This window comes from Nocardia sp. NPDC004582 (assembly GCF_053602115.1).
In genome coordinates this window covers 45,649-63,641 of record NZ_JBSGCY010000022.1, presented here as the reverse complement: position 1 = coordinate 63,641, position 17,993 = coordinate 45,649, and the positions used below count along the sequence as shown (strand labels likewise).

Below are 17,993 nucleotides of genomic sequence, written 5' to 3'. Positions count from 1 at the left end.
ACCGCGTGCGCGACGTCGGCGACCGCGCCCGCGACCGGGCGGCCGCCGCGCACCGCGGCCACCGACACCGAGTAGGACGGGATGCCGTAGACGAAGTTGACGGTGCCGTCGATGGGGTCGACCACCCAGTGCACCAGGTCCGGGTCGTCGGCGATGGTGCCGCCGTCCTCCTCGCCGACCACCCGGTCGCCGGGGCGCAGGTCGGCGACCAGCTTGCGGACCAGCTGCTCGGTCTCGGTGTCGACGATGGTGACGGGGTCGGTGGGGGTGGATTTGGCTTGCACGGCGTCGGTGGCGTGCGCGCCCGGCCCGAAGACCTGCGGTCGGCGCTCGCGAACGTGGGCGGCGGCGGTCTCGGCGAGATGCACCGCGACCCGGCGCAGTTCGGCTATGTCTGAAGTGTCGGTGTTCGTGGCGTCGGCGGGGGCGATGGAAGTGAAATTCGATTCCGGCACGAGCTCCATCGCAGCACAGATCCGGCATCGCGCGCATTAGGCTTGTCGTGCACGACACAAGGTGCAGGTCGAGGGAGAGAACGAGGTGTGGTCCATGTCCGATCCCGGGCACGCGTTCGGCATCGATATCGGTGGCAGCGGTGTGAAGGGGGCCGAGGTCGATCTCGCGACCGGTGAGCTGGTCTACGAGCGCATCAAGATCGCGACCCCGCATCCCGCCACGCCGAACGCGGTCGCCGAGGCGGTGGCCAAGCTGGTCGCGCAGGCCGGCTGGGAGGGCCCGGTCGGCGTCACCATGCCGAGCGTGGTGCTGCACGGCCAGGTGCGCACGGCCGCCAATATCGACAAGACCTGGGTCGGCATCGACGCCCGGCACCTGTTCTCGGTGGCGCTCGGCGGCCGCGACGTGACGGTGCTCAACGACGCGGACGCCGCGGGCATGGCCGAGGACCGCTACGGCGCGGCAAAGGATCTCAGCGGTTTGGTAATGCTGCTCACCTTCGGCACCGGTATCGGTTCGGCGGTGATGTACAACGGTGTGCTCATGCCCAACAGCGAGCTCGGGCATATCGAGGTGGACGGCCGCGAGGCCGAGCATCGGGCGGCCGCGTCGGTCAAGGATCGGGTCGGCATGACCTACCCGGAGTGGGCGGTGGAGGTGTCCAAGGTGCTGGTCACCCTGGAAAACCTGTTCTGGCCGAACGTGTTCGTCGCCGGTGGCGGCATCAGCCGCGACCATCAGGAGTGGATTCCGTTGCTCACCAACAGAACCCCCGTGGTGCCGGCCGCGTTGCGCAATACCGCGGGCATCGTCGGAGCCGCCATGGCGGTGTCAGCCGGTATCGCACCGTAAGTAAGCTGGTTCGATCGTTACAATGGAACGCATGCCCGGCGGTGAGCCGGAAACCGACACCGGCACGAGAGCCGGCTTATCCCCCGACAGAACCGCTCCGCCGGATGACAACTCTGGCGTGACGCCGCACGAGACCGTCACGAAAGGGCGTACGTGGTAGCCACGAATACCCAGGACACCGCCGAATCGGCAGCAGCCGCCGACTCAGCAGACACCACCGCCGCACCCGCGGTCAAGAAGGCCGCCGCCAAGAAGGCTCCGGCCAAGAAGGCCGCTGCGAAGAAGGTCGCGGCCAAGAAGACCGCGGCCAAGAAGGCCACCAAGGCGACCGCCAAGAAGACGGCCGCCAAGAAGGCGTCGCCGAAGAAGGCGGCCGAGCCCGGTGCCGAGGGTGGCGAGGGCGACGAGGGCATCGACGACGAGTCGCTGGAGCTCGACGACCTGGGTGACATCGAGCTCGACGAGGACGAGCTCGAGGACGAGGAGATCGTCGACGAGGCCGACGACGAGGAGGAGGGCGAGGCCGCCCCCGCCGCCGCCGAGGCCGACGCCGAGGAGGAGGCCGACGAGCCGTCCGCCAAGGACAAGGCCTCCGGTGACTTCGTCTGGGACGAAGAGGAATCCGAGGCGCTGCGCCAGGCCCGCAAGGACGCCGAGCTCACCGCTTCCGCCGACTCGGTCCGCGCCTACCTGAAGCAGATCGGTAAGGTCGCGCTGCTCAACGCCGAGGAGGAGGTCGAGCTCGCCAAGCGCATCGAGGCCGGCCTCTACGCCACGGAGAAGCTGCGCGAGTTCGCCGACAAGGGCGAGAAGCTGCCCGTGCAGTCGCGCCGCGACCTGCAGTGGATCATGCGGGACGGCAACCGCGCCAAGAACCACCTACTGGAGGCCAACCTCCGTCTGGTGGTCTCGCTGGCCAAGCGCTACACCGGCCGCGGCATGGCGTTCCTGGACCTGATCCAGGAAGGCAACCTGGGTCTGATCCGCGCGGTCGAGAAGTTCGACTACACCAAGGGCTACAAGTTCTCGACCTACGCCACCTGGTGGATCCGTCAGGCCATCACCCGCGCCATGGCCGACCAGGCCCGCACCATCCGCATCCCCGTGCACATGGTCGAGGTCATCAACAAGCTCGGCCGCATCCAGCGCGAACTCCTCCAGGACCTGGGCCGCGAGCCCACCCCCGAAGAGCTCGCCAAGGAAATGGACATCACGCCGGAGAAGGTGCTGGAAATCCAGCAGTACGCGCGTGAGCCCATCTCCCTGGACCAGACCATCGGTGACGAGGGCGACTCCCAGCTCGGTGACTTCATCGAAGACTCCGAAGCAGTCGTCGCCGTCGACGCGGTCTCCTTCACGCTCCTGCAGGACCAGCTCCAGTCGGTCCTCGAGACGTTGTCCGAGCGCGAAGCGGGCGTCGTCCGCCTCCGCTTCGGCCTGACCGACGGCCAGCCCCGCACCCTGGACGAAATCGGCCAGGTCTACGGCGTCACCCGCGAGCGCATCCGCCAGATCGAGTCCAAGACCATGTCGAAGCTGCGCCACCCCAGCCGCTCGCAGGTGTTGCGCGACTACCTGGATTAGTTCCACCTCGAGAATGGGCCGCTGAGCTGCAGCTTCGCGGCCCATTCTCGTATCCGATACCGGGCACACCGCTGCCCATTCCAGGGTATCCGGCAATCAAGTCCCAGATGTCCAGCTCCTGATTCCCACCTTCACCGATGAATCCAAGCGGCATGACAGGACATTCGAATCTCGCCGCCGAGTGGCACATCCTGGAGGGGTTTTGTCCAGTTTCACCTCCACCATGTGCCACTCGGCATCCGGGATGAGGGTGTGTTCAGTCGGCTGCTGGTCGATGGGGCCCTCTCCTACTCTCAGTCAGATGCATCGGGCGCGTTCGCGCTCACTCACCTCGGATCTTCAATCTCTTCTAGTGCGCGACCAATTCGCCTAGGAATCCAGTTTTCGGGTATCGGTGTAGAGCGCCGTCGCTCCTGGATATCGGCGATAGCGGGCAAGATCCCGCCATCGTCGCGGCAATGTGAAGTAACACTCGCGATGCCATCGTGGCTACGGCCTGCGGGGCTCGATCCACCGTTCTTCCAGCACGTCCAGACTCTTCCAGCACGTCCAGGCGCCCATGGATCCCGGGGGTCGGATCCGACATGTGGTGGCGCACAGCTTGAATCGCTCTACCTTGCGCCCATCGCGGATCTCCTCGTCGAAGCGCGCACGCAACTCGGGTGACATACGTTGCTCCGCGTCCGATGGAAGCCGGCACCGCAGCCGGAGTCGGTCAGTCGGTCGACAGATTTGGCGGTAACGCCGGGTAGGTCACACGATTCCAACCTATGTGACGCGGGGTTCGGCACGAGGGTGCGTTCTGCGCGTAGTGTCCGGGGCGGGTCGGGACCGAGCTTCGAGGGAGAACGAATGAGAATGCGTACCTTCGCTGGTGTGGCTGTGACTGCGGCGACGATTTCTCTGGTCGGGATGGGTACCGCGAGCGCGGATGCGGTGAATCCTGGCGACTACATGATCGGGGACACTGTCTTTTTCAATGCGGGGCCTGCGCAGTGTTCGATCAAAGCGGATGGGAGTGCGGGGTGTGATATCGCGGCCGGGATCGCGAAGTGGCTGAACATTATTCCGGTGACCGATCTCGCCATCGATGTGGCGTTCCTGCCCGCGCACCCGACCTTCGGGGTGTTCGGGCGCTACGGTCGCGTCGACGCCAATATCCTTCCGCAGGGCGACGGGTACGGCTCGACCATCAGCTACGCGGGCGCCACGTGCAGTGGTGGTGGGCGCGGCGCGATCCAATGCACTTCCAAGGGGCACAGTTTCAGCTTCGGATGGTCGGGCACCACAACCACCTAGAGGAATTCACAACATCCTGCCGGGACCGTCGTCGAGCTCGACGCCGTCGATCATGGCGCGGATAGCAGGCCTTGCGCCAGGGCCACCGTGACGGCGGCGGTGCGGTCGGAGACGCCGAGTTTTGTGAAGGCGCGCTGGAGATGGGTTTTGACGGTTGTCTCGCTGATGTGGAGGAGACGGCCGATGTCGGCGTTGGTCAGTCCGCGCGCGACGTGCCCGAGCACCTCCGCCTCACGGCTCGACAGGGTTACGGGCGGTGGGTGCTGCCGGTGATGCAGGCGGGCGCTGACCGAGGGGGCCAGCACGGTCTCGCCGCGCGCGGCCGCGCGCACAGCTGCAGCCAGTTCGGCGCGTGAGCTGCCCTTCAGGAGGTATCCGGAGGCACCGGCCTCCACCGCGCGCACGATGTCGGCGTGGGTCTCGTAGGTGGTGAGGATGACCACCCGGGTGGCAGGGCAGGCGGCCAGGATCTGTTCGGTGGCGGTGGTGCCGTCGCCGTCGGGCATCCGCAGATCCATCAGGACGACATCGGGACGCAGGGCGGTCGCCACCGTCACCGCCTCGACCACGCCGGCGGCTTCGCCGATCACCGCGAGATCGGTTTCCCGGGACAGCATTCCGCACATGCCCTCCCGCACTACCGGGTGATCGTCGACCAGCACGACGGTGATCATGACGGCACCACGATATCCACCCGGGTGCCCGCGCCCGGCCCGGTCTCGACGGTGACCGCCGCGCCGACCTCCCGCGCTCGGCCACGCAGGCCGGGCAGGCCGAATCCGTCCGCGTGGTCGGCGTCGAAGCCGATTCCGTTGTCCGTCACCGACAATCGCACACCTTGACCGGCTCGAGTCAGAGTGACGGTCACGGTGTCGGCGTGGGAGTGTTTGCGCACGTTGGCCAACACCTCCTGTACGGCACGCAGCAGCACCACCTCGGTGCCGGTATCAAGTTGCGGCACTGAAGGATCCAGTTCGATGATCACGTCGATGCCCGTTTCGTCGGCGAGCCTGCGGCAGCGGCGCCGCACCGATTCCGCAAGGGTGCCGCTGTCCAGTTCCGCCGGCGTCAGCGCCTCGACCATGGTCCGGGCCTCGATCAGGTTTTCCTGCGCGGTGGCTTCGATCAGCGCGATATGCCGACGTGCGAGTGCGGGGTCGGCGTCGAACTCGGAGTCCACCGCCTGAGCCAGGGCGGCGATGCCGGTGAAGCCCTGGGTCAGGGTGTCGTGGATTTCCCGTGCCAGGCGCGCGCGTTCGGCCGCCGAACCCGCTTCCCGGGACAGTCGGGCGACATCGGCGCGGCTGCCTTCCAACTGGTGCAGCAGCACGGCCAATTGCTGTCCACGGTCGATGGCCAGCGTAATCGTGGCCCCGATCGCCGGATTGCACACCACCGCGATCAGCGAGATCGTCACGCCCATCGGCACATACGTGTGCGTGATGAGCGAGAAGATCAGCGGCGAGCAGCTGACCGCCGCCGCGACCAGCATCGCGGGTCGCACCGGCAGCGACATGTAGATCAGCGCGTACACGACCATCACCGCGGCGATGGCTCCCGCCGACGCCCAGGCGGCCACGAGATACAGTGCCAGCGCCCCGGCCACGAACGTCACAGAGGTCCGGCTGACCGTACGGTGATAGAACGCTTCGGGGTTGTCACGGCGCGGGGCCAGTTGGGCGCACCAGACCAGTAGGCACGCCAAAGCCGCCAGTGCGGCCCCGATGTCGTCGGCGGCGAATTGGTGCGCCAGGACGACCACGAGAATGCCGGTGGCAATGATGCCGCCCACTACGTAGGCAGACCAGACCCGGTACCAGAAATCCCACCCCACGGGCGCTGGGTTGCGCGCTGTCATGCCTCGACCATAACCCGGGTCCACGTGGGCGCATGTCCTTCGAACGGGGGACGCTCACCTCTGGGGACCGGGCATACGCTGCGACAAAAGCACATGTGGACAAGGGGATTCACCATGACGGCAACCTCGGGCCGACCGGACCGGACGCTCTACCCGCCCCGCTGGCAGCCCGCGCCGCTGCGCTGGCATCACACTCGCGTGTCGTGGTGGGAGTCGTGGAAACTCGCCGCGCAGGCGATACCTCGCCGGCGCGACCGAACCCTCGCCGACCTCTTCGGCAGTCAGCTGCCGGGCGAGGACGACATCCTGGTGGCCCGCATGCCGTTTCAACGCTCGGTGGTGATTCGCAGCCCGGAGTTGGCGCGGCACGTCCTGGTGACCAATCAGGACAACTACGCCAAGAGCGCGGAGTACGACATGCTCGCCGTCGCCTTCGGGCGCGGCCTGGTGACGGAGCTCGACGTGCCACGCTGGCAACGTAATCGCCGCTTGGTACAGCCCGTGTTCGGCAAGCGCGGCATCGCCACCCTCGCGGGCCCGATCACCGACGCGGCCCGTGACTGCGCCGAGCGCATGCTCTCGCTCGGCGCGGAGGCGGCGCAGGTCGATGTGAATGCCGAAATGAACAGGCTCACTCTCGATATCGTCGCCCGCACCATGTTCGGCGTCGACCTGTCCGGGCCGATGGCGGACATCACCTTCGCCCGGATGCTGCGGCTGTTCGGGTTCGGGTTCGTCATCGGCGCCTCCCGGCCGTTGCGCGCGCTCGCCGAACTCACGCATCGCCACGATCTGCCCCCACGTGTGATGCGGGCCGCGGCCTGGATCATCGCGCCGCGCATGGTCATCGACCTGCGCCGGGTCGAGTGGGTGATCGACCGGCTCATCGCCGATCACCGCAGCGGCGCGATCACCCGGTGCGACAATCTGCTCGCCCTGCTAATGGAGGCGGTCGACCCGGAGACCGGGCACCGCTACACCGATGCCGAAATACACGACGAGCTCATGACATTCATCGGCGCCGGGATGGAGACCACCGCGACTGCACTCGCCTGGACATGGAAACTGCTCGCCGATAATCCCGATACCCGCGTCCGCCTGCACACCGAACTCAACGAGGTCCTCGGCGGCCGGACCCCCACCGCCGAGGACGTGGATCGCCTACCGTGGACCCGGGCCGTCATCGCGGAGGCCATGCGCCTGCATCCGCCGGTCGTCGGACTGGCCCGGGTCGCGAAAAACGATGACCTGCTGGGTGATTTCCCAATCCGCCGCGGCACCACCGTGGTCATCGGCCTACATGCGATGCACCGTCATCACCGGGTCTGGCCCAACCCCGAGACCTACGATCCGACCCGGTTCCTGACCGAGAACCTGACTCCTGTGCAACGCCACGCCACCCTGCCCTTCGGGGCCGGAAAACGCATGTGCGTGGCCCACGCCTTCGCCAACACCGAAGCCGTTCTCGCCCTGGCCACCATCGCCCAGCTCATCCAGCTGGATTCCGCGACCGCCGAGTCGATCCGCCCTCAGTTCTCCTTCACCGGAGGCCCCGACGGCCCGATTCCGATGCACGCCACCGCCCGAGCCATCCCGGTTCGCGACCGCGTGGAGTGATCAGGCAATCTCACGTCGCGCCGAACCTGGAGGCCGCGGCACCGGTCGACAAGAGCCTGCCGAGGATCTTGCCCACCGCCTAGCAAGGAGATCCTCTTGGTGCTGCGGGCTCAGTCCAGCGTATCGAGGCTTGCTGCGGTCAACAGCTGACTCATTGTCCCTGGACCCGCACAGCGGAGAGACCATCCTGGTGCGCGACTACCTGGACTAGTCCAGACCTGGGAAAGGGCTGCTGAGCTACTGCTCGGCGGCCCTTTCTCATATCCGACGCACGATAGGCCACACGCAAACCATTTGCCTTGGCCCGACTCGATCGCCGAGGCTGTCCCCTATCGACCAATGGTTGGGTAGGGGGAATTGTGAGTGTCTGCTCTCGGCCGCGTGTGTTGAATGCGTTGTCGCTGATGACTTTTGCGGTCCTGATGGTCGCGCAGTATCGGTGGTGGCACGACCATGGTCGGCCGTTCTCGTGGGTGTTGCTGCCCGCCACACCGCTGCTGGCGTTCGTGCCGTCGGGGATCGTCGTGAAATCGTTGCGTAGGCGGTGGGCTGCGGGGTGGGCCGAGGAGAACGGGTTCGACTATCGGCGGGTGGGTGACTGGCCGGTGCCTGCTTGGGATTTCCCGCCGTTCAGCATTGGCCGGGCACGACGGTTTCGGATCCGTGACACGATGCAGGGCGAGGTCGGTGGCTATCCGGCTAGGTTCTTCCATCTGACCTGGCTGCACAACAACCGGATCAATGTCAGCACGCATTATCGAAATGTCTTCGCCATAACGCTTCCCGCGGCATTGCCGAGACTGACGGTAGGGCTCACGTTGGACGGCACCATCGGCGATCGGGTGGAGTTCGAGTCGGCGGAGTTCAATGATCAGTTCTCGGTGCATGCGTCGAACCCGGCGTTCGCACACGCGGTTCTGACGCCGCGCACGATCGGCCGGCTGGTGGACCTCGCCCGGAGGCACGGCGGTGCGGTGACACTGACCAAGTTCGAGATCGTCGGAGATCTGCTGGTGGGTATCAGCACCCTCGGCAATCGGCCGCATGAGATCAGTGGTGTTTTCGATGCGCTGCGCGTAATCGCGGACGGCATCCCGCGATTCGTGTGGAGCGACTACGGAACACCTGGGGAAAGGACAGCCGCATGAGTCTCACCGTCATCGTCATAGTGGTTGTCGCCATCGCACTGGTCGCGGTGCTCTGGTATTTCGCCGCGTACAACGATTTCGTTCGGCTGCGGAACCTGATCGCCGAATCGTGGAAGCAGGTCGACGTCGAATTGCAGCGGCGCCATGAGCTGGTGCCGAATCTGGTCGCCACGGTCGAGCGTGCCGCCGCATTCGAGCGCGGGACTTTGGAGGCCGTGACAATAGCGCGTAATCATGCGCGCTCGATCGCCGCCGAGCCACGCCGGGCCGGTGCCGAACTCGACGGGGTCGCGACAGCGGAGAACACCCTGACCGCAGCCTTGTCGCGGCTGTCGGCTCTCGCCGAGCAGTATCCCGAGCTGGGAGCCATCCAGAACTATGTGGCATTGCAGCGCGACCTGAACGACATCGAGGATCGAATCGCCGCCGCCCGGCGGCTCTACAACGCGAACGTCCGCGCCTTGAACACGAAGATCGAGTCCATCCCCGCTGCCATAGTGGCTTCGCTGCACCATGTCTCGCCCGAACAGTACTTCGAGATCAGCACGCCCGAAGCGAGAGCGGCGGTCGATGTGGGCCGGCTGTTCGGAACCTAGCCGATCCGATCGGCAGCGGGCGATGGGCCGAGCATGCCGAGTAGTTCGTCGATCGGCCGGGTCGTTCTTGTTGTCCGGGTAACGTGGCCGCGAGGGAAGGACGGGGCGATGAAGAGTCTGGCGATTGCGGCCGCGGCGGCGGTGGTTCTGCTGGCCGGTCAAGGCGGTGTGGCCGAGGCCGATTCCGGGAGTACGGAGCGGTTGGTGGGGTTACTGGCGGAGCGGCTCGCTACCGCGGATACCGTCGCGGCGATCAAATGGGAGGCCGCGGTTCGGGATGGGGGTGAGCCGGTGATCGATGATCCGGCGCGGGAAGCGGCGATTTATGACGCGATGGCTCAGGCGGGGGCGGAGCGAGGGCTGCCCGGGGGTTTGGTGCGGCAGGTCTTTCAGGGGCAGATCGAGGCCAACAAGATCGTGCAGCGGGGGTTGGTGACGGAGTGGCGGTATGGGCTGGCGGCGGCTCAGGCGCCGGGTACGGATCTCGCGGGTGTGCGGCCGGTGATCGATGGGCTGAATACCGAGATTCTCGCCGAATTGGCCTTTGACCGAACCGAATTGGCGGCGGCCGATTGTCCGGCGCGGGTCGCGGCGGGAGTGGCCGGCGTCGCCGGGAGCAAGCGGCTCGACGGGTTGCATGCTGCGGCACTCGTGCGGGCGGCGACGCCATTGTGCGGAGGCTGATCGCCGACCGGACGTCAGTCGCGCAGCAGAGGACGCCCTTCGAGCGCGGCCGCCCAGAGGGTCTGCGCGGTATCGTCCGCGTGACATTCCAGGAACTCGGGCAGCAGGATGTCCGCCGCGTCATCGGCATCGGCGTCCTCGAGGTAGTCGGCGTCGGAAACGCGCAGACGTCGGGCCTTCAGATCACCGATGAACGCGACTTCGCCCTTGTCCCAGGTTTCGAGCCACGCTCCCGCGGATGTCGCGCCGTGGACGACGAGTAGTCCCATGTCGGAGAGTTCCGTCATCAGCAGGCCCTCGACGGTGAGCGAGCCGCCGATGAACAGATTGCTGTCCATGAGGCACAGCAGGTGCTGAGCGGTGACCGAACCGGTGACATAGAGCGGCGTGTAGACGTCTCCGTTCAGTATGCGCATGGGCCCGTTGACCGTCAGGTCGCCGTCGATGACGTAGACGGTGTCCGGCGCCAGGTCGGGGTCGTTCCCGATCGACAAGGGCCCGTCGATGGTGAGGTCACCCTGGTGGACGAAGAAACACTCCGGTTCTTCTCCGAAGAGTTCCTCCAGGTCCTCCACACGGGTGTCGCTGGCTTCGGCGATGTCGTAGAGTTCGGCCGCCTCCGCCAGCGATACCGATTCCCAACGTGTACACCACTGTTCGAAGGACACTTGACTCCACGCGTTCTATCCGATCCCGATTGCTGTGCAGCACAGCAAAACTCACCCGCAGAGTCTTGCATAGCCGACGGTCGATCGCCGAGCTTCGAAACTTCAGCCCACCGTCATCCGGCATCAGCTCACGATCCCCAGAGAATTCGCCAGATCCCGTCTGCCTCCTGGTCGATGCCTTCGAAGAAGACGTGATGCACGTCGATGCCGCCGAACCATTGCGACTGGTGGCGAGTACGCCGTTCTGTTTCGGCGATGGCGGCCACCAGGTCACGGACGGTGAACCATTTACCATTCGGTGCCCGATGGCCGACGGGTTCACCCTCCCCCTGCAGAGTCAGCGCGGTCGCCTCCAGAACCACGAGGTCGAGCTCGTCGGCGGTCAGGTCGCGAAAGTCATCGTCCTGAAAGACCTCCGGTGTGAACGAGAGCGCTGCGATCTCCGCGGTCGCTTTCGCCCGCTGATTCGAGAGGTTCGCGGCGATGTCTTCCGTCGGCTCGGACAGCTCGATCGACAGCGTTCCGGACAACCCGTTGAAGAACTCCAGTGACATGCGGGCATGGTCGCATCGCGCACCGACATATCGACTCGGGTCAGTGCCTCACGTGCGCAACCGAGTCCGTCGCAGGTCTCGGCTCATGGCTTCGACGGTGTTTTGTCAGGACGTGTATCGCCGACATCGGTTACCCGCGTCGAGAGGGTTCCGCTCGCTGTCGGGGTTCCCGGTTAGGGTGCCGGTATGGGATACGAGTTTCAGGTGGTCGTGGACTGTTCCGACCCGCATACGCAGGCCGACTGGTGGGCGGAGGCGCTCGGGTGGGAGGTCGAGCCGCAGGATGAGGGGTTCATTCGGAGCATGGTCGAGCAGGGGCATGCGAGCGAGGACGAGACGACGACCCATCGGGGGAAGCTCGTGTGGAAAGCCGGTGGGGCGATTCGGCATCCGGAGCGGCCGCGGGTGTTGTTTCAGCTCGTGCCCGAGGCGAAGACGGTGAAGAACCGGCTGCACCTGGATATTCGGGTCGGTGATGAGAAGCGGGCCGCGGAGGTCGACCGGCTGATCGGGATGGGCGCGAAGGTGCTGCACGACGGACGGCAGGGCCCGTTCACGTGGGTGACGATGGCCGATCCCGAAGGCAACGAATTCTGCGTGGCCTGAGCTGCGGCTGGTTACCATCTAGAGCGATTCTTCCCGTGGCAGTTGATGTTTCAGGAGGTCGAGCGATGTTCGGAACCAGGTGCGCGGTGATCGCGGCGGCGGGGGCCGCGATGACGATGCTGGGGTCGGGTCCGGTGAGCGCCGCCCAGGAGGATGAGTTCATCACGTTGAATTCCGTGGTGACGTCATCGCCCGATGGCCTGCAGGCCACCGGAACCTACATGTGCGAAGGCGGAATCGGATATCTCGACGTCTCCGCCCAGATGGGAACCAGCGGCAGCGGCACGATCCAGCTGACCAGCTCGCCACCGGGAGTGACCCTGCAATGCTCGAGCCGGGTCGAGACGTGGACCGTGACACTGAAGCCGACCAATGGCCTCCCCGTGCTTGTGCCCTACACCGAAGGCACCGGCAAAGCCCAGCTGAACCGGAAATACTGGAAGACCGATTCCGGTCAGGTGGCCCTCCACCTCTGAGGAGTCCAGGAAGCACATCAAGACCCTTCCCGGAATCGGCTGTGGCTCAGCCGAGTTCGCGCAGGCGCGGGAGGAGGTCGGTGGCGAACTGGGTGAGGAAGCGTTCCTGGTCGTGGCCGGGGCCGTGGAAGACGAGGTGGTTGAGGCCCGCGTCGAGGTACGGCTTGATGCCGGCGATCGCCTCGTCCGGATCGGAGGCGACGATCCAGCGCTTGGCCACTTGTTCGATGGGAAGCTGGTCGGCGAGGGCTTCCATTTCGACGGCGGAGTCGACGCTGTGCTTCTGTTCGGGGGTCAGCGACAGCGGGGCCCAGAAGCGCGTATTGGCCAGGGCCAGTTCGGGATCGCGGTCGTAGGAGAGCTTGATCTCGATCATCTTGTCGATGGTCGAGGGGTCGCGGTGGGCGGCGGCCGCGCCTTCGGCGACGGCGGGCATGAGTTTGTCGTTGTAGAGGTCCATGCCCTTGCCTGAGGTGCAGATGAAACCGTCGCCGGCGCGGCCCGCGTACTTGGCGACGACCGGACCGCCCGCGGCGATGTACACGGGGACGGGCTGTTCGGGACGGTCGTAGATATTGGCCTTCACGGTGGTGAAGTGCTCGCCCTCGAACGACACGTCGGATTCGGTCCAGAGCTCGCGCATCAAGGTGACGGCTTCGCGCAGGCGGGCGAAGCGTTCCTTGAATTCCGGCCATTCCCGCCCGGAGACCGCGATCTCGTTGAGCGCCTCGCCGGTGCCGACACCCAGCATGACGCGCCCGTTGGACAGCAGCGACATGGTGGCGAAGGCCTGGGCGATCACGGCGGGGTTGTAGCGGAACGTCGGGGTGAGGACGCTGGTGCCGATCTGGACGCGGCTGGTGCGCTCGGTGACGGCCGACATCCACGACAGCGCGAACGGCGCGTGCCCGCCATTGTGCCGCCAGGGCAGGAAGTGGTCGGACACGACCACGCTGTCGAGGCCCAATTCCTCGGCGCGCACAGCGTATTCGACGAGGTCACGGGGGCCGAACTGCTCGGCGGAGGCCTTGTAGCCGATCTTCAGGGTCATCGCTGTGCTGCTTTCTCGGAGTGATCGGCCGCCTTGCGCAGGCGGCGGTAACGTTCGATGAGGGCATTGGTCGAACTGTCATGTGACAGTTCGGATCCGGACTCGATATCGTCGAAAATCCGTGTCGCGAGGTTCTTTCCGAGCTCGACGCCCCACTGGTCGAACGAGTTGATGTTCCAGATCCATCCCTGCGTGAACACCTTGTGTTCGTACAGGGCCACGAGCGCACCCAGCGAGTACGGGGTCAGCTCATCCAGCAGCAGGGTGCTGCTCGGCCGATTGCCCGGAAACGCGCGATGCTCCCCCGCGACATCGTCACCGGCGCGACCGAAGGCCAGCGCCTGCGACTGAGCGAACAGGTTCGCTATCAACAGGTCGTGATGCCCGGTCAAATCATGAGCCGGTGTGAGCACACCGATGAAATCGCAAGGGACCGTGACGGTTCCCTGATGCAGCAGCTGGAAGAAGGCGTGCTGGCCATTGGTGCCGGGCTCACCCCACACGATGGGCGCGGTACCGACACCGGCCGGGTTCCCGTCCCGGTCCGCCGACTTGCCGTTGCTCTCCATCTCAAGCTGTTGCAGGTACGCGGGCAGCCGGGCGAGCCGCTGATCGTAGGGCAGCACCGCGTGGGTCTGAGCATCCCAGAAGTTGCGATACCAGATCCCGAGCAGCCCGAGCAGGATCGGCAGATTGCGATGCGGTGGCGCGGTGCGGAAGTGGACGTCCATCGAATGCGCGCCCGCGAGGAACGACCGGAACTGGTCGGCGCCGATCGCGATCATCACCGACAGGCCGATCGCCGAGCTCAGCGAGTAGCGGCCGCCGACCCAATCCCAGAACTCGAACATATTGGCCGGATCGATGCCGAAGGACGAGACCTCGGACGCGTTGACCGACACCGCCACGAAATGCTTTGCGACAGCGGCGGGATCGTCGAGTGCGTCGATCAGCCAATCCCGGGCGGCCCGCGCGTTGGCGAGGGTCTCGACGGTGGTGAACGTCTTCGACGAGACCACGAAAAGCGTTGTGGACGGATCCATGTCATGTAGGGCGCGAGTCAGATCATGCCCGTCGACATTGGACACGAATCGCGATTCCAATGTGCCCGTGCCGTATTCGCGCAGCGCCAGGCACGCCATCGCCGGTCCGAGATCCGAACCACCGATCCCGATATTGACCACGGCCTGCATCGGCTCGCCCGTCGCCCCACGCCACTCCCCCGACCGAACCGCCTGCGCGAATCCGGCCATCCGCGCGAGGACACGCTGCACGGCGGGCACGACATCGACGCCGTCCACCTCCACCACCGCGTCGGCGGGCGCCCGCAACGCCGTGTGCAGCGCCGCGCGATTCTCGGTGATATTGATCGGCTCACCGGCGAACATCGCCTCGATACCCGCGGCCAGTCCGCGTTCGGCGGCGAGTTCGACCAGCAGGTCGACGGTTTCGCCGGTGACCAGATTCTTCGAATAGTCCAGCACGATCCCGTCGTGCTCGACGGTCATCGCCGGACCGCGATCGGGCGTCCGCGCGAACAGCTCCGAGATCCGCTCCCCCGCAAGGTCTTCGCGATGCGCGGCCAGCCGCGCCCACGCCGGGGAGCCGGTCATCCCCGCACCGCGGCGCCACGGCCGGTCAGCGCGGATTCGACACCGGCGATCAGGTCACGCCACGCCTGCTGGAATTTGGCGATGCCCTCCCGTTCGAGCTTGGCGGAGATGTCGTTCATGTCGATACCGAGCGCGTCGAGCTCCGCGAATACCCGGTGCGCGTCGTCATAGCGGCCGGTGACCTGGTCGCCGGCCACCTTGCCGTGATCGATGACCGCCGCGAGCGTCGGCTCGGGCACGGTGTTCACGGTCCCGGGCGCGACCAGATCCACCACATACCGAGTGTCGTCGTAGGCGGGATCCTTCACCCCGGTCGACGCCCACAACGGTCGCTGCGGCCGCGCGCCCGCCGCCGCGAGCGCGGCCCAGCGCTCACCGCGCAGCGTCTGCTCGTACGCCTCGTAGGCCAGCACCGCGTTCGCGATCGCGGCGCGGCCGCGCACCGCCCGCGCCGCATCACTGCCCAGCGCGTCGAGCCGGCCATCGACCTCGGAATCCACCCGCGAGATGAAGAACGAAGCGACAGAGGCGATCCGGGCGATGTCGTGCCCGTTCTCGCGCGCCAGTTCCAGCCCGGCCTGGAAGGCGTCGAGCACGTCCCGATACCGTCCGAGCGAGAAGATGAGGGTCACGTTGACGCTGATCCCGCGCCCCAGGATGGCGGTGATCGCGGGCAGTCCGGCGGGCGTGGCCGGAACCTTGATCATCAGATTGGGCCGGTCGACCAGCCACGACAGCAGCACCGCTTCGCTGACCGTGCGCTCGGTGTCGTGCGCCCACGCCGGATCGACTTCGAGGGACACGTATCCGTCGAGCCCGCCGGTCGCGGTGTGCACCGGTCGCAGCACGTCGCAGGCGGCGCGCACGTCCCAGCTGGTGAGGATGCGCGCGGCGTCCGCGGTGCCCATGCCGAGTTGCGCGAATTCACGCAGCTGCGTTCCGTACTGCTCGGACCCGCGCAGGGCGGCCTCGAAGATCGCCGGGTTGGTGGTCACACCGGTGATCCCGCGGTCGATCCATGCGGCCAGCCCACCGGATTCGATCCGGCCGCGGCTCAGGTCGTCCAGCCAGAGGGAGACGCCTTCCTCTGCGAGGAGCTGCAACGGGTCACTCATACGAATACCTCTGCCCTACACGGTCTCTGCGATTGCTCGTTTTCGAGCGAATGTTGCACGAAATCATGCAACCGCCGCCGATTACTGTCAATGTTTCGCGCAGGATCGCGTACCATCCGAGACGGCGACGATGGCTCGACAACCCACCAGGAGGTCCGTTGCTCTCCAGCACCCGCCGGCGTCAGATCCTCGACAGGCTGACCACCGACGGCTACGTCGAGGCGAAGGAATTCGCCCGCGAGCTCGGAGTGGACACCTCGACCATCCGCCGTGACCTGGAAGCGCTCGAACGCGATGGCCAGATCCAGCGCACCCACGGCGGCGCGCGGCCCATCCCGGGCGTCACCTCGGATCTGCCGTATTCGGCCAAGCGAAACACTCGGCTGCACGAGAAGTCGGCCATCGCGCGGGTGGCCGCGGGGTTGGTCGCCGAGGGCGACACGGTGGTCCTCGACAGCGGCTCGACCACCTACGAGGTCGCGGTCGCGCTGAGCCGGCGCGAGAATCTCACCGTCATCACCAATGACCTGCGCATCGCCGAGTACATCGCGGGCCTGCAGCGCTTCCGGCTGCTGGTCGCGGGCGGCGAACTGCTCGGCTCGGTCTACACCCTCGCCGGTGACCGCACGGTCGAATTCCTGCGCGATTACGCGGCGGATTGGGCCTTCCTCGGCGCGGACGCGGTGGACCCGGCCGCCGGGATCACCAATACCAACACCCTCGAGGTGCCGGTCAAACGGGCGATGATCGCGACCGCGCGCTCCACCGCCGTGGTCGTCGACAGTTCGAAGTTCGGCCACCGCGCCCTGGCCCGGGTCGCCGGACTCGACGAGATCCACACCCTCATCACCGACCACGGCCTCGACGAGGAGGCCGCGAAACCCTACGGCGACCACCTGATTCGGGCCGAGGTCACCAAGCCGCCGCGACCCAAGCCCTGGCCGACCGTCGCGGCGGCGGCCTCACTGGCCTCGCGTGGCAAGTCCGCGCGCGAATCAGCCGAGACGGCGGAGTAGTTCGGCGCGAGTCACTTCGGCAGCGGGCTGTAGAAGACCAGGCCGTTGCCCTTGTTGTCGTAGACGACCGCGCGGCGTTCGTGCGCGTCGTTGTAGGGCGCGGTCACGATGCCGCCGCCGCTGGCCTCGATCGCCTTCGCCGCGGCGTCCACGTCCGCGGTCTTGATGCCGACGACCACCTGCCCGTGAATCGGGTGGTCGACGGCGGTGGCCAGCGCCAGGGTGATGGGCCCGCCGTCGAGCGCCGCGAAGTGCGCGCCGTCGCGGAACTTCAACGGCATGCCCAGGGTCTCGGTGTAGAAGCTGATCGACTCGTCCAGGTCATCGGTGGACAGGATGATCATCTTCACTTCATGGTCGCTCACTACAGCCTCCTGATCGGTTCCGGCCGGGTGCGCACCCGGCACGGTTCCCCACATGATGGCCGTTGTGCGCCACCGCGATCGAACAGCGACACGCGTACCGGTGGGTTTGGTTCAGGCCGTGGCAGCCGTGGCCACGCCACGGTGGCGCCCCAGTCGTGCCCGACCAGGTGGACCGGCCCGTCGTCGACGACGTCGACGGTGAGTCCGTCATTGGTGAATGTCGTCAGTCGCGTGGTCATGCGCCGATCCCGGGGCCGTGAACTACGGGTTACCCGATCGGCACGCTACGCGACGTGATCCGGTATCGCAGTGAAAGCCGTTCGCCGACAATGCTGCCGAATGATAACTACGCCACAAGATCAGTTCAGTCGTCATGCGTATGACACATGATTAGAACCAGTCATATTAGCCAAAGTCCTACCGGGACATGACATT

The 17,993-nt window shown here is 66.3% G+C and carries 19 protein-coding genes; 10 read left to right on the top strand and 9 right to left on the bottom strand.

Features of this window, described 5'->3' with window-relative positions:
• Positions 1–464 (bottom strand): inositol monophosphatase family protein (locus tag ACWELJ_RS09655; RefSeq protein WP_452365741.1); only part of this gene is annotated, 464 nt, incomplete at its 3' end.
• 85 nt (positions 465–549) lie between these two features.
• Between ACWELJ_RS09655 and ppgK the strand changes: the two genes are divergently transcribed.
• The 3 genes from ppgK to ACWELJ_RS09640 all read left to right on the top strand — a co-directional run bounded on the left by ppgK (position 550) and on the right by ACWELJ_RS09640 (position 4,191).
• A complete protein-coding gene (gene ppgK, locus ACWELJ_RS09650; protein ID WP_452365740.1) occupies positions 550–1,308 on the top strand; it encodes a polyphosphate--glucose phosphotransferase in 759 nt (252 codons plus the stop codon).
• 153 nt (positions 1,309–1,461) lie between these two features.
• Positions 1,462–2,892 carry an RNA polymerase sigma factor gene (locus ACWELJ_RS09645; protein ID WP_452365739.1) on the top strand — a complete coding sequence of 477 codons (1,431 nt, stop codon included), beginning with the start codon at positions 1,462–1,464 and terminating at the stop codon, positions 2,890–2,892.
• A gap of 858 nt (positions 2,893–3,750) precedes the next feature.
• A complete protein-coding gene (locus ACWELJ_RS09640; protein WP_452365738.1) occupies positions 3,751–4,191 on the top strand; it encodes a hypothetical protein in 441 nt (146 codons plus the stop codon).
• Positions 4,192–4,241: 50 nt separating this feature from the next.
• Here the strand turns inward: ACWELJ_RS09640 and ACWELJ_RS09635 are convergent, their stop codons facing one another.
• The gene (locus tag ACWELJ_RS09635) at positions 4,242–4,865 is read right to left on the bottom strand and encodes a response regulator transcription factor (protein ID WP_452365737.1); all 624 of its coding nucleotides are present in this window, start codon (positions 4,863–4,865) and stop codon (positions 4,242–4,244) included.
• The gene (locus ACWELJ_RS09630) at positions 4,862–6,049 is read right to left on the bottom strand and encodes a sensor histidine kinase (RefSeq protein ID WP_452365736.1); all 1,188 of its coding nucleotides are present in this window, start codon (positions 6,047–6,049) and stop codon (positions 4,862–4,864) included. Before ACWELJ_RS09630 ends, ACWELJ_RS09635 begins: the two co-directional genes overlap by 4 nt.
• Before the next feature lie 114 nt (positions 6,050–6,163).
• Between ACWELJ_RS09630 and ACWELJ_RS09625 the strand changes: the two genes are divergently transcribed.
• The 4 genes from ACWELJ_RS09625 to aroQ all read left to right on the top strand — a co-directional run bounded on the left by ACWELJ_RS09625 (position 6,164) and on the right by aroQ (position 10,094).
• Positions 6,164–7,666, top strand: a complete 1,503-nt coding sequence (locus tag ACWELJ_RS09625; RefSeq protein WP_452365735.1) for a cytochrome P450 — start codon at positions 6,164–6,166, stop codon at positions 7,664–7,666.
• A gap of 404 nt (positions 7,667–8,070) precedes the next feature.
• The gene (locus ACWELJ_RS09620; protein ID WP_452365734.1) at positions 8,071–8,814 is read left to right on the top strand and encodes a DUF3137 domain-containing protein; all 744 of its coding nucleotides are present in this window, start codon (positions 8,071–8,073) and stop codon (positions 8,812–8,814) included.
• Positions 8,811–9,410, top strand: a complete 600-nt coding sequence (locus tag ACWELJ_RS09615) for a LemA family protein (protein WP_452365733.1) — start codon at positions 8,811–8,813, stop codon at positions 9,408–9,410. Before ACWELJ_RS09620 ends, ACWELJ_RS09615 begins: the two co-directional genes overlap by 4 nt.
• A 108-nt stretch (positions 9,411–9,518) precedes the next feature.
• Positions 9,519–10,094, top strand: a complete 576-nt coding sequence (aroQ, locus tag ACWELJ_RS09610; RefSeq protein ID WP_452365732.1) for a gamma subclass chorismate mutase AroQ — start codon at positions 9,519–9,521, stop codon at positions 10,092–10,094.
• A 14-nt stretch (positions 10,095–10,108) separates the two neighbouring features.
• Here the strand turns inward: aroQ and ACWELJ_RS09605 are convergent, their stop codons facing one another.
• On the bottom strand, positions 10,109–10,762 hold the full coding sequence (locus ACWELJ_RS09605) for a hypothetical protein (RefSeq protein ID WP_452365731.1): 654 nt from the start codon (positions 10,760–10,762) through the stop codon (positions 10,109–10,111).
• Between the two features lie 128 nt (positions 10,763–10,890).
• The gene (locus ACWELJ_RS09600) at positions 10,891–11,316 is read right to left on the bottom strand and encodes a hypothetical protein (protein ID WP_452365730.1); all 426 of its coding nucleotides are present in this window, start codon (positions 11,314–11,316) and stop codon (positions 10,891–10,893) included.
• A gap of 186 nt (positions 11,317–11,502) precedes the next feature.
• On the opposite strand from ACWELJ_RS09600, the gene ACWELJ_RS09595 reads away from it, so the two are divergent.
• Together ACWELJ_RS09595 and ACWELJ_RS09590 are read left to right on the top strand one after the other, a co-directional pair.
• On the top strand, positions 11,503–11,922 hold the full coding sequence (locus ACWELJ_RS09595; RefSeq protein WP_452365729.1) for a VOC family protein: 420 nt from the start codon (positions 11,503–11,505) through the stop codon (positions 11,920–11,922).
• Between the two features lie 86 nt (positions 11,923–12,008).
• Entirely contained in the window at positions 12,009–12,398 is a 390-nt protein-coding gene (locus tag ACWELJ_RS09590) for a hypothetical protein (protein WP_452365728.1), read from the top strand.
• 46 nt (positions 12,399–12,444) lie between these two features.
• On the opposite strand, the gene fgd is transcribed toward ACWELJ_RS09590, so the two are convergent.
• From fgd to tal, 3 genes are read right to left on the bottom strand one after another with little or no spacing between them, the layout of a single operon-like run.
• On the bottom strand, positions 12,445–13,449 hold the full coding sequence (fgd, locus tag ACWELJ_RS09585) for a glucose-6-phosphate dehydrogenase (coenzyme-F420) (protein ID WP_452365727.1): 1,005 nt from the start codon (positions 13,447–13,449) through the stop codon (positions 12,445–12,447).
• Positions 13,446–15,062: a glucose-6-phosphate isomerase gene (pgi, locus tag ACWELJ_RS09580; protein WP_452365726.1), complete on the bottom strand. Its 1,617-nt coding sequence runs from the start codon at positions 15,060–15,062 to the stop codon at positions 13,446–13,448. The genes fgd and pgi overlap by 4 nt, the downstream gene beginning before the upstream one ends.
• Positions 15,059–16,177, bottom strand: coding sequence for a transaldolase (tal, locus tag ACWELJ_RS09575; protein WP_452365725.1), 1,119 nt, complete (start codon positions 16,175–16,177; stop codon positions 15,059–15,061). The genes pgi and tal overlap by 4 nt, the downstream gene beginning before the upstream one ends.
• 158 nt (positions 16,178–16,335) lie before the next feature.
• Here tal and ACWELJ_RS09570 point away from each other — a divergent pair, with 158 nt between their 5' ends.
• Positions 16,336–17,193: a DeoR/GlpR family DNA-binding transcription regulator gene (locus tag ACWELJ_RS09570; RefSeq protein ID WP_452365724.1), complete on the top strand. Its 858-nt coding sequence runs from the start codon at positions 16,336–16,338 to the stop codon at positions 17,191–17,193.
• Between the two features lie 11 nt (positions 17,194–17,204).
• On the opposite strand, the gene ACWELJ_RS09565 is transcribed toward ACWELJ_RS09570, so the two are convergent.
• A complete protein-coding gene (locus ACWELJ_RS09565) occupies positions 17,205–17,558 on the bottom strand; it encodes a VOC family protein (protein WP_452365723.1) in 354 nt (117 codons plus the stop codon).
• Positions 17,559–17,993: the final 435 nt, after the last annotated feature.

Coding starts and splice junctions, on each gene's coding strand:
- fgd (WP_452365727.1), bottom strand. CDS start 13,449: ATGACCCTGAAGATCGGCTACAAGGCCTCCGCCGAGCAGTTCGGCCCC.
- ACWELJ_RS09595 (WP_452365729.1), top strand. CDS start 11,503: ATGGGATACGAGTTTCAGGTGGTCGTGGACTGTTCCGACCCGCATACG.
- ACWELJ_RS09640 (WP_452365738.1), top strand. CDS start 3,751: ATGCGTACCTTCGCTGGTGTGGCTGTGACTGCGGCGACGATTTCTCTG.
- ACWELJ_RS09625 (WP_452365735.1), top strand. CDS start 6,164: ATGACGGCAACCTCGGGCCGACCGGACCGGACGCTCTACCCGCCCCGC.
- tal (WP_452365725.1), bottom strand. CDS start 16,177: ATGAGTGACCCGTTGCAGCTCCTCGCAGAGGAAGGCGTCTCCCTCTGG.
- pgi (WP_452365726.1), bottom strand. CDS start 15,062: ATGACCGGCTCCCCGGCGTGGGCGCGGCTGGCCGCGCATCGCGAAGAC.
- ACWELJ_RS09635 (WP_452365737.1), bottom strand. CDS start 4,865: ATGATCACCGTCGTGCTGGTCGACGATCACCCGGTAGTGCGGGAGGGC.
- aroQ (WP_452365732.1), top strand. CDS start 9,519: ATGAAGAGTCTGGCGATTGCGGCCGCGGCGGCGGTGGTTCTGCTGGCC.
- ACWELJ_RS09630 (WP_452365736.1), bottom strand. CDS start 6,049: ATGACAGCGCGCAACCCAGCGCCCGTGGGGTGGGATTTCTGGTACCGG.
- ACWELJ_RS09620 (WP_452365734.1), top strand. CDS start 8,071: ATGACTTTTGCGGTCCTGATGGTCGCGCAGTATCGGTGGTGGCACGAC.
- ACWELJ_RS09615 (WP_452365733.1), top strand. CDS start 8,811: ATGAGTCTCACCGTCATCGTCATAGTGGTTGTCGCCATCGCACTGGTC.
- ACWELJ_RS09600 (WP_452365730.1), bottom strand. CDS start 11,316: ATGTCACTGGAGTTCTTCAACGGGTTGTCCGGAACGCTGTCGATCGAG.
- ppgK (WP_452365740.1), top strand. CDS start 550: ATGTCCGATCCCGGGCACGCGTTCGGCATCGATATCGGTGGCAGCGGT.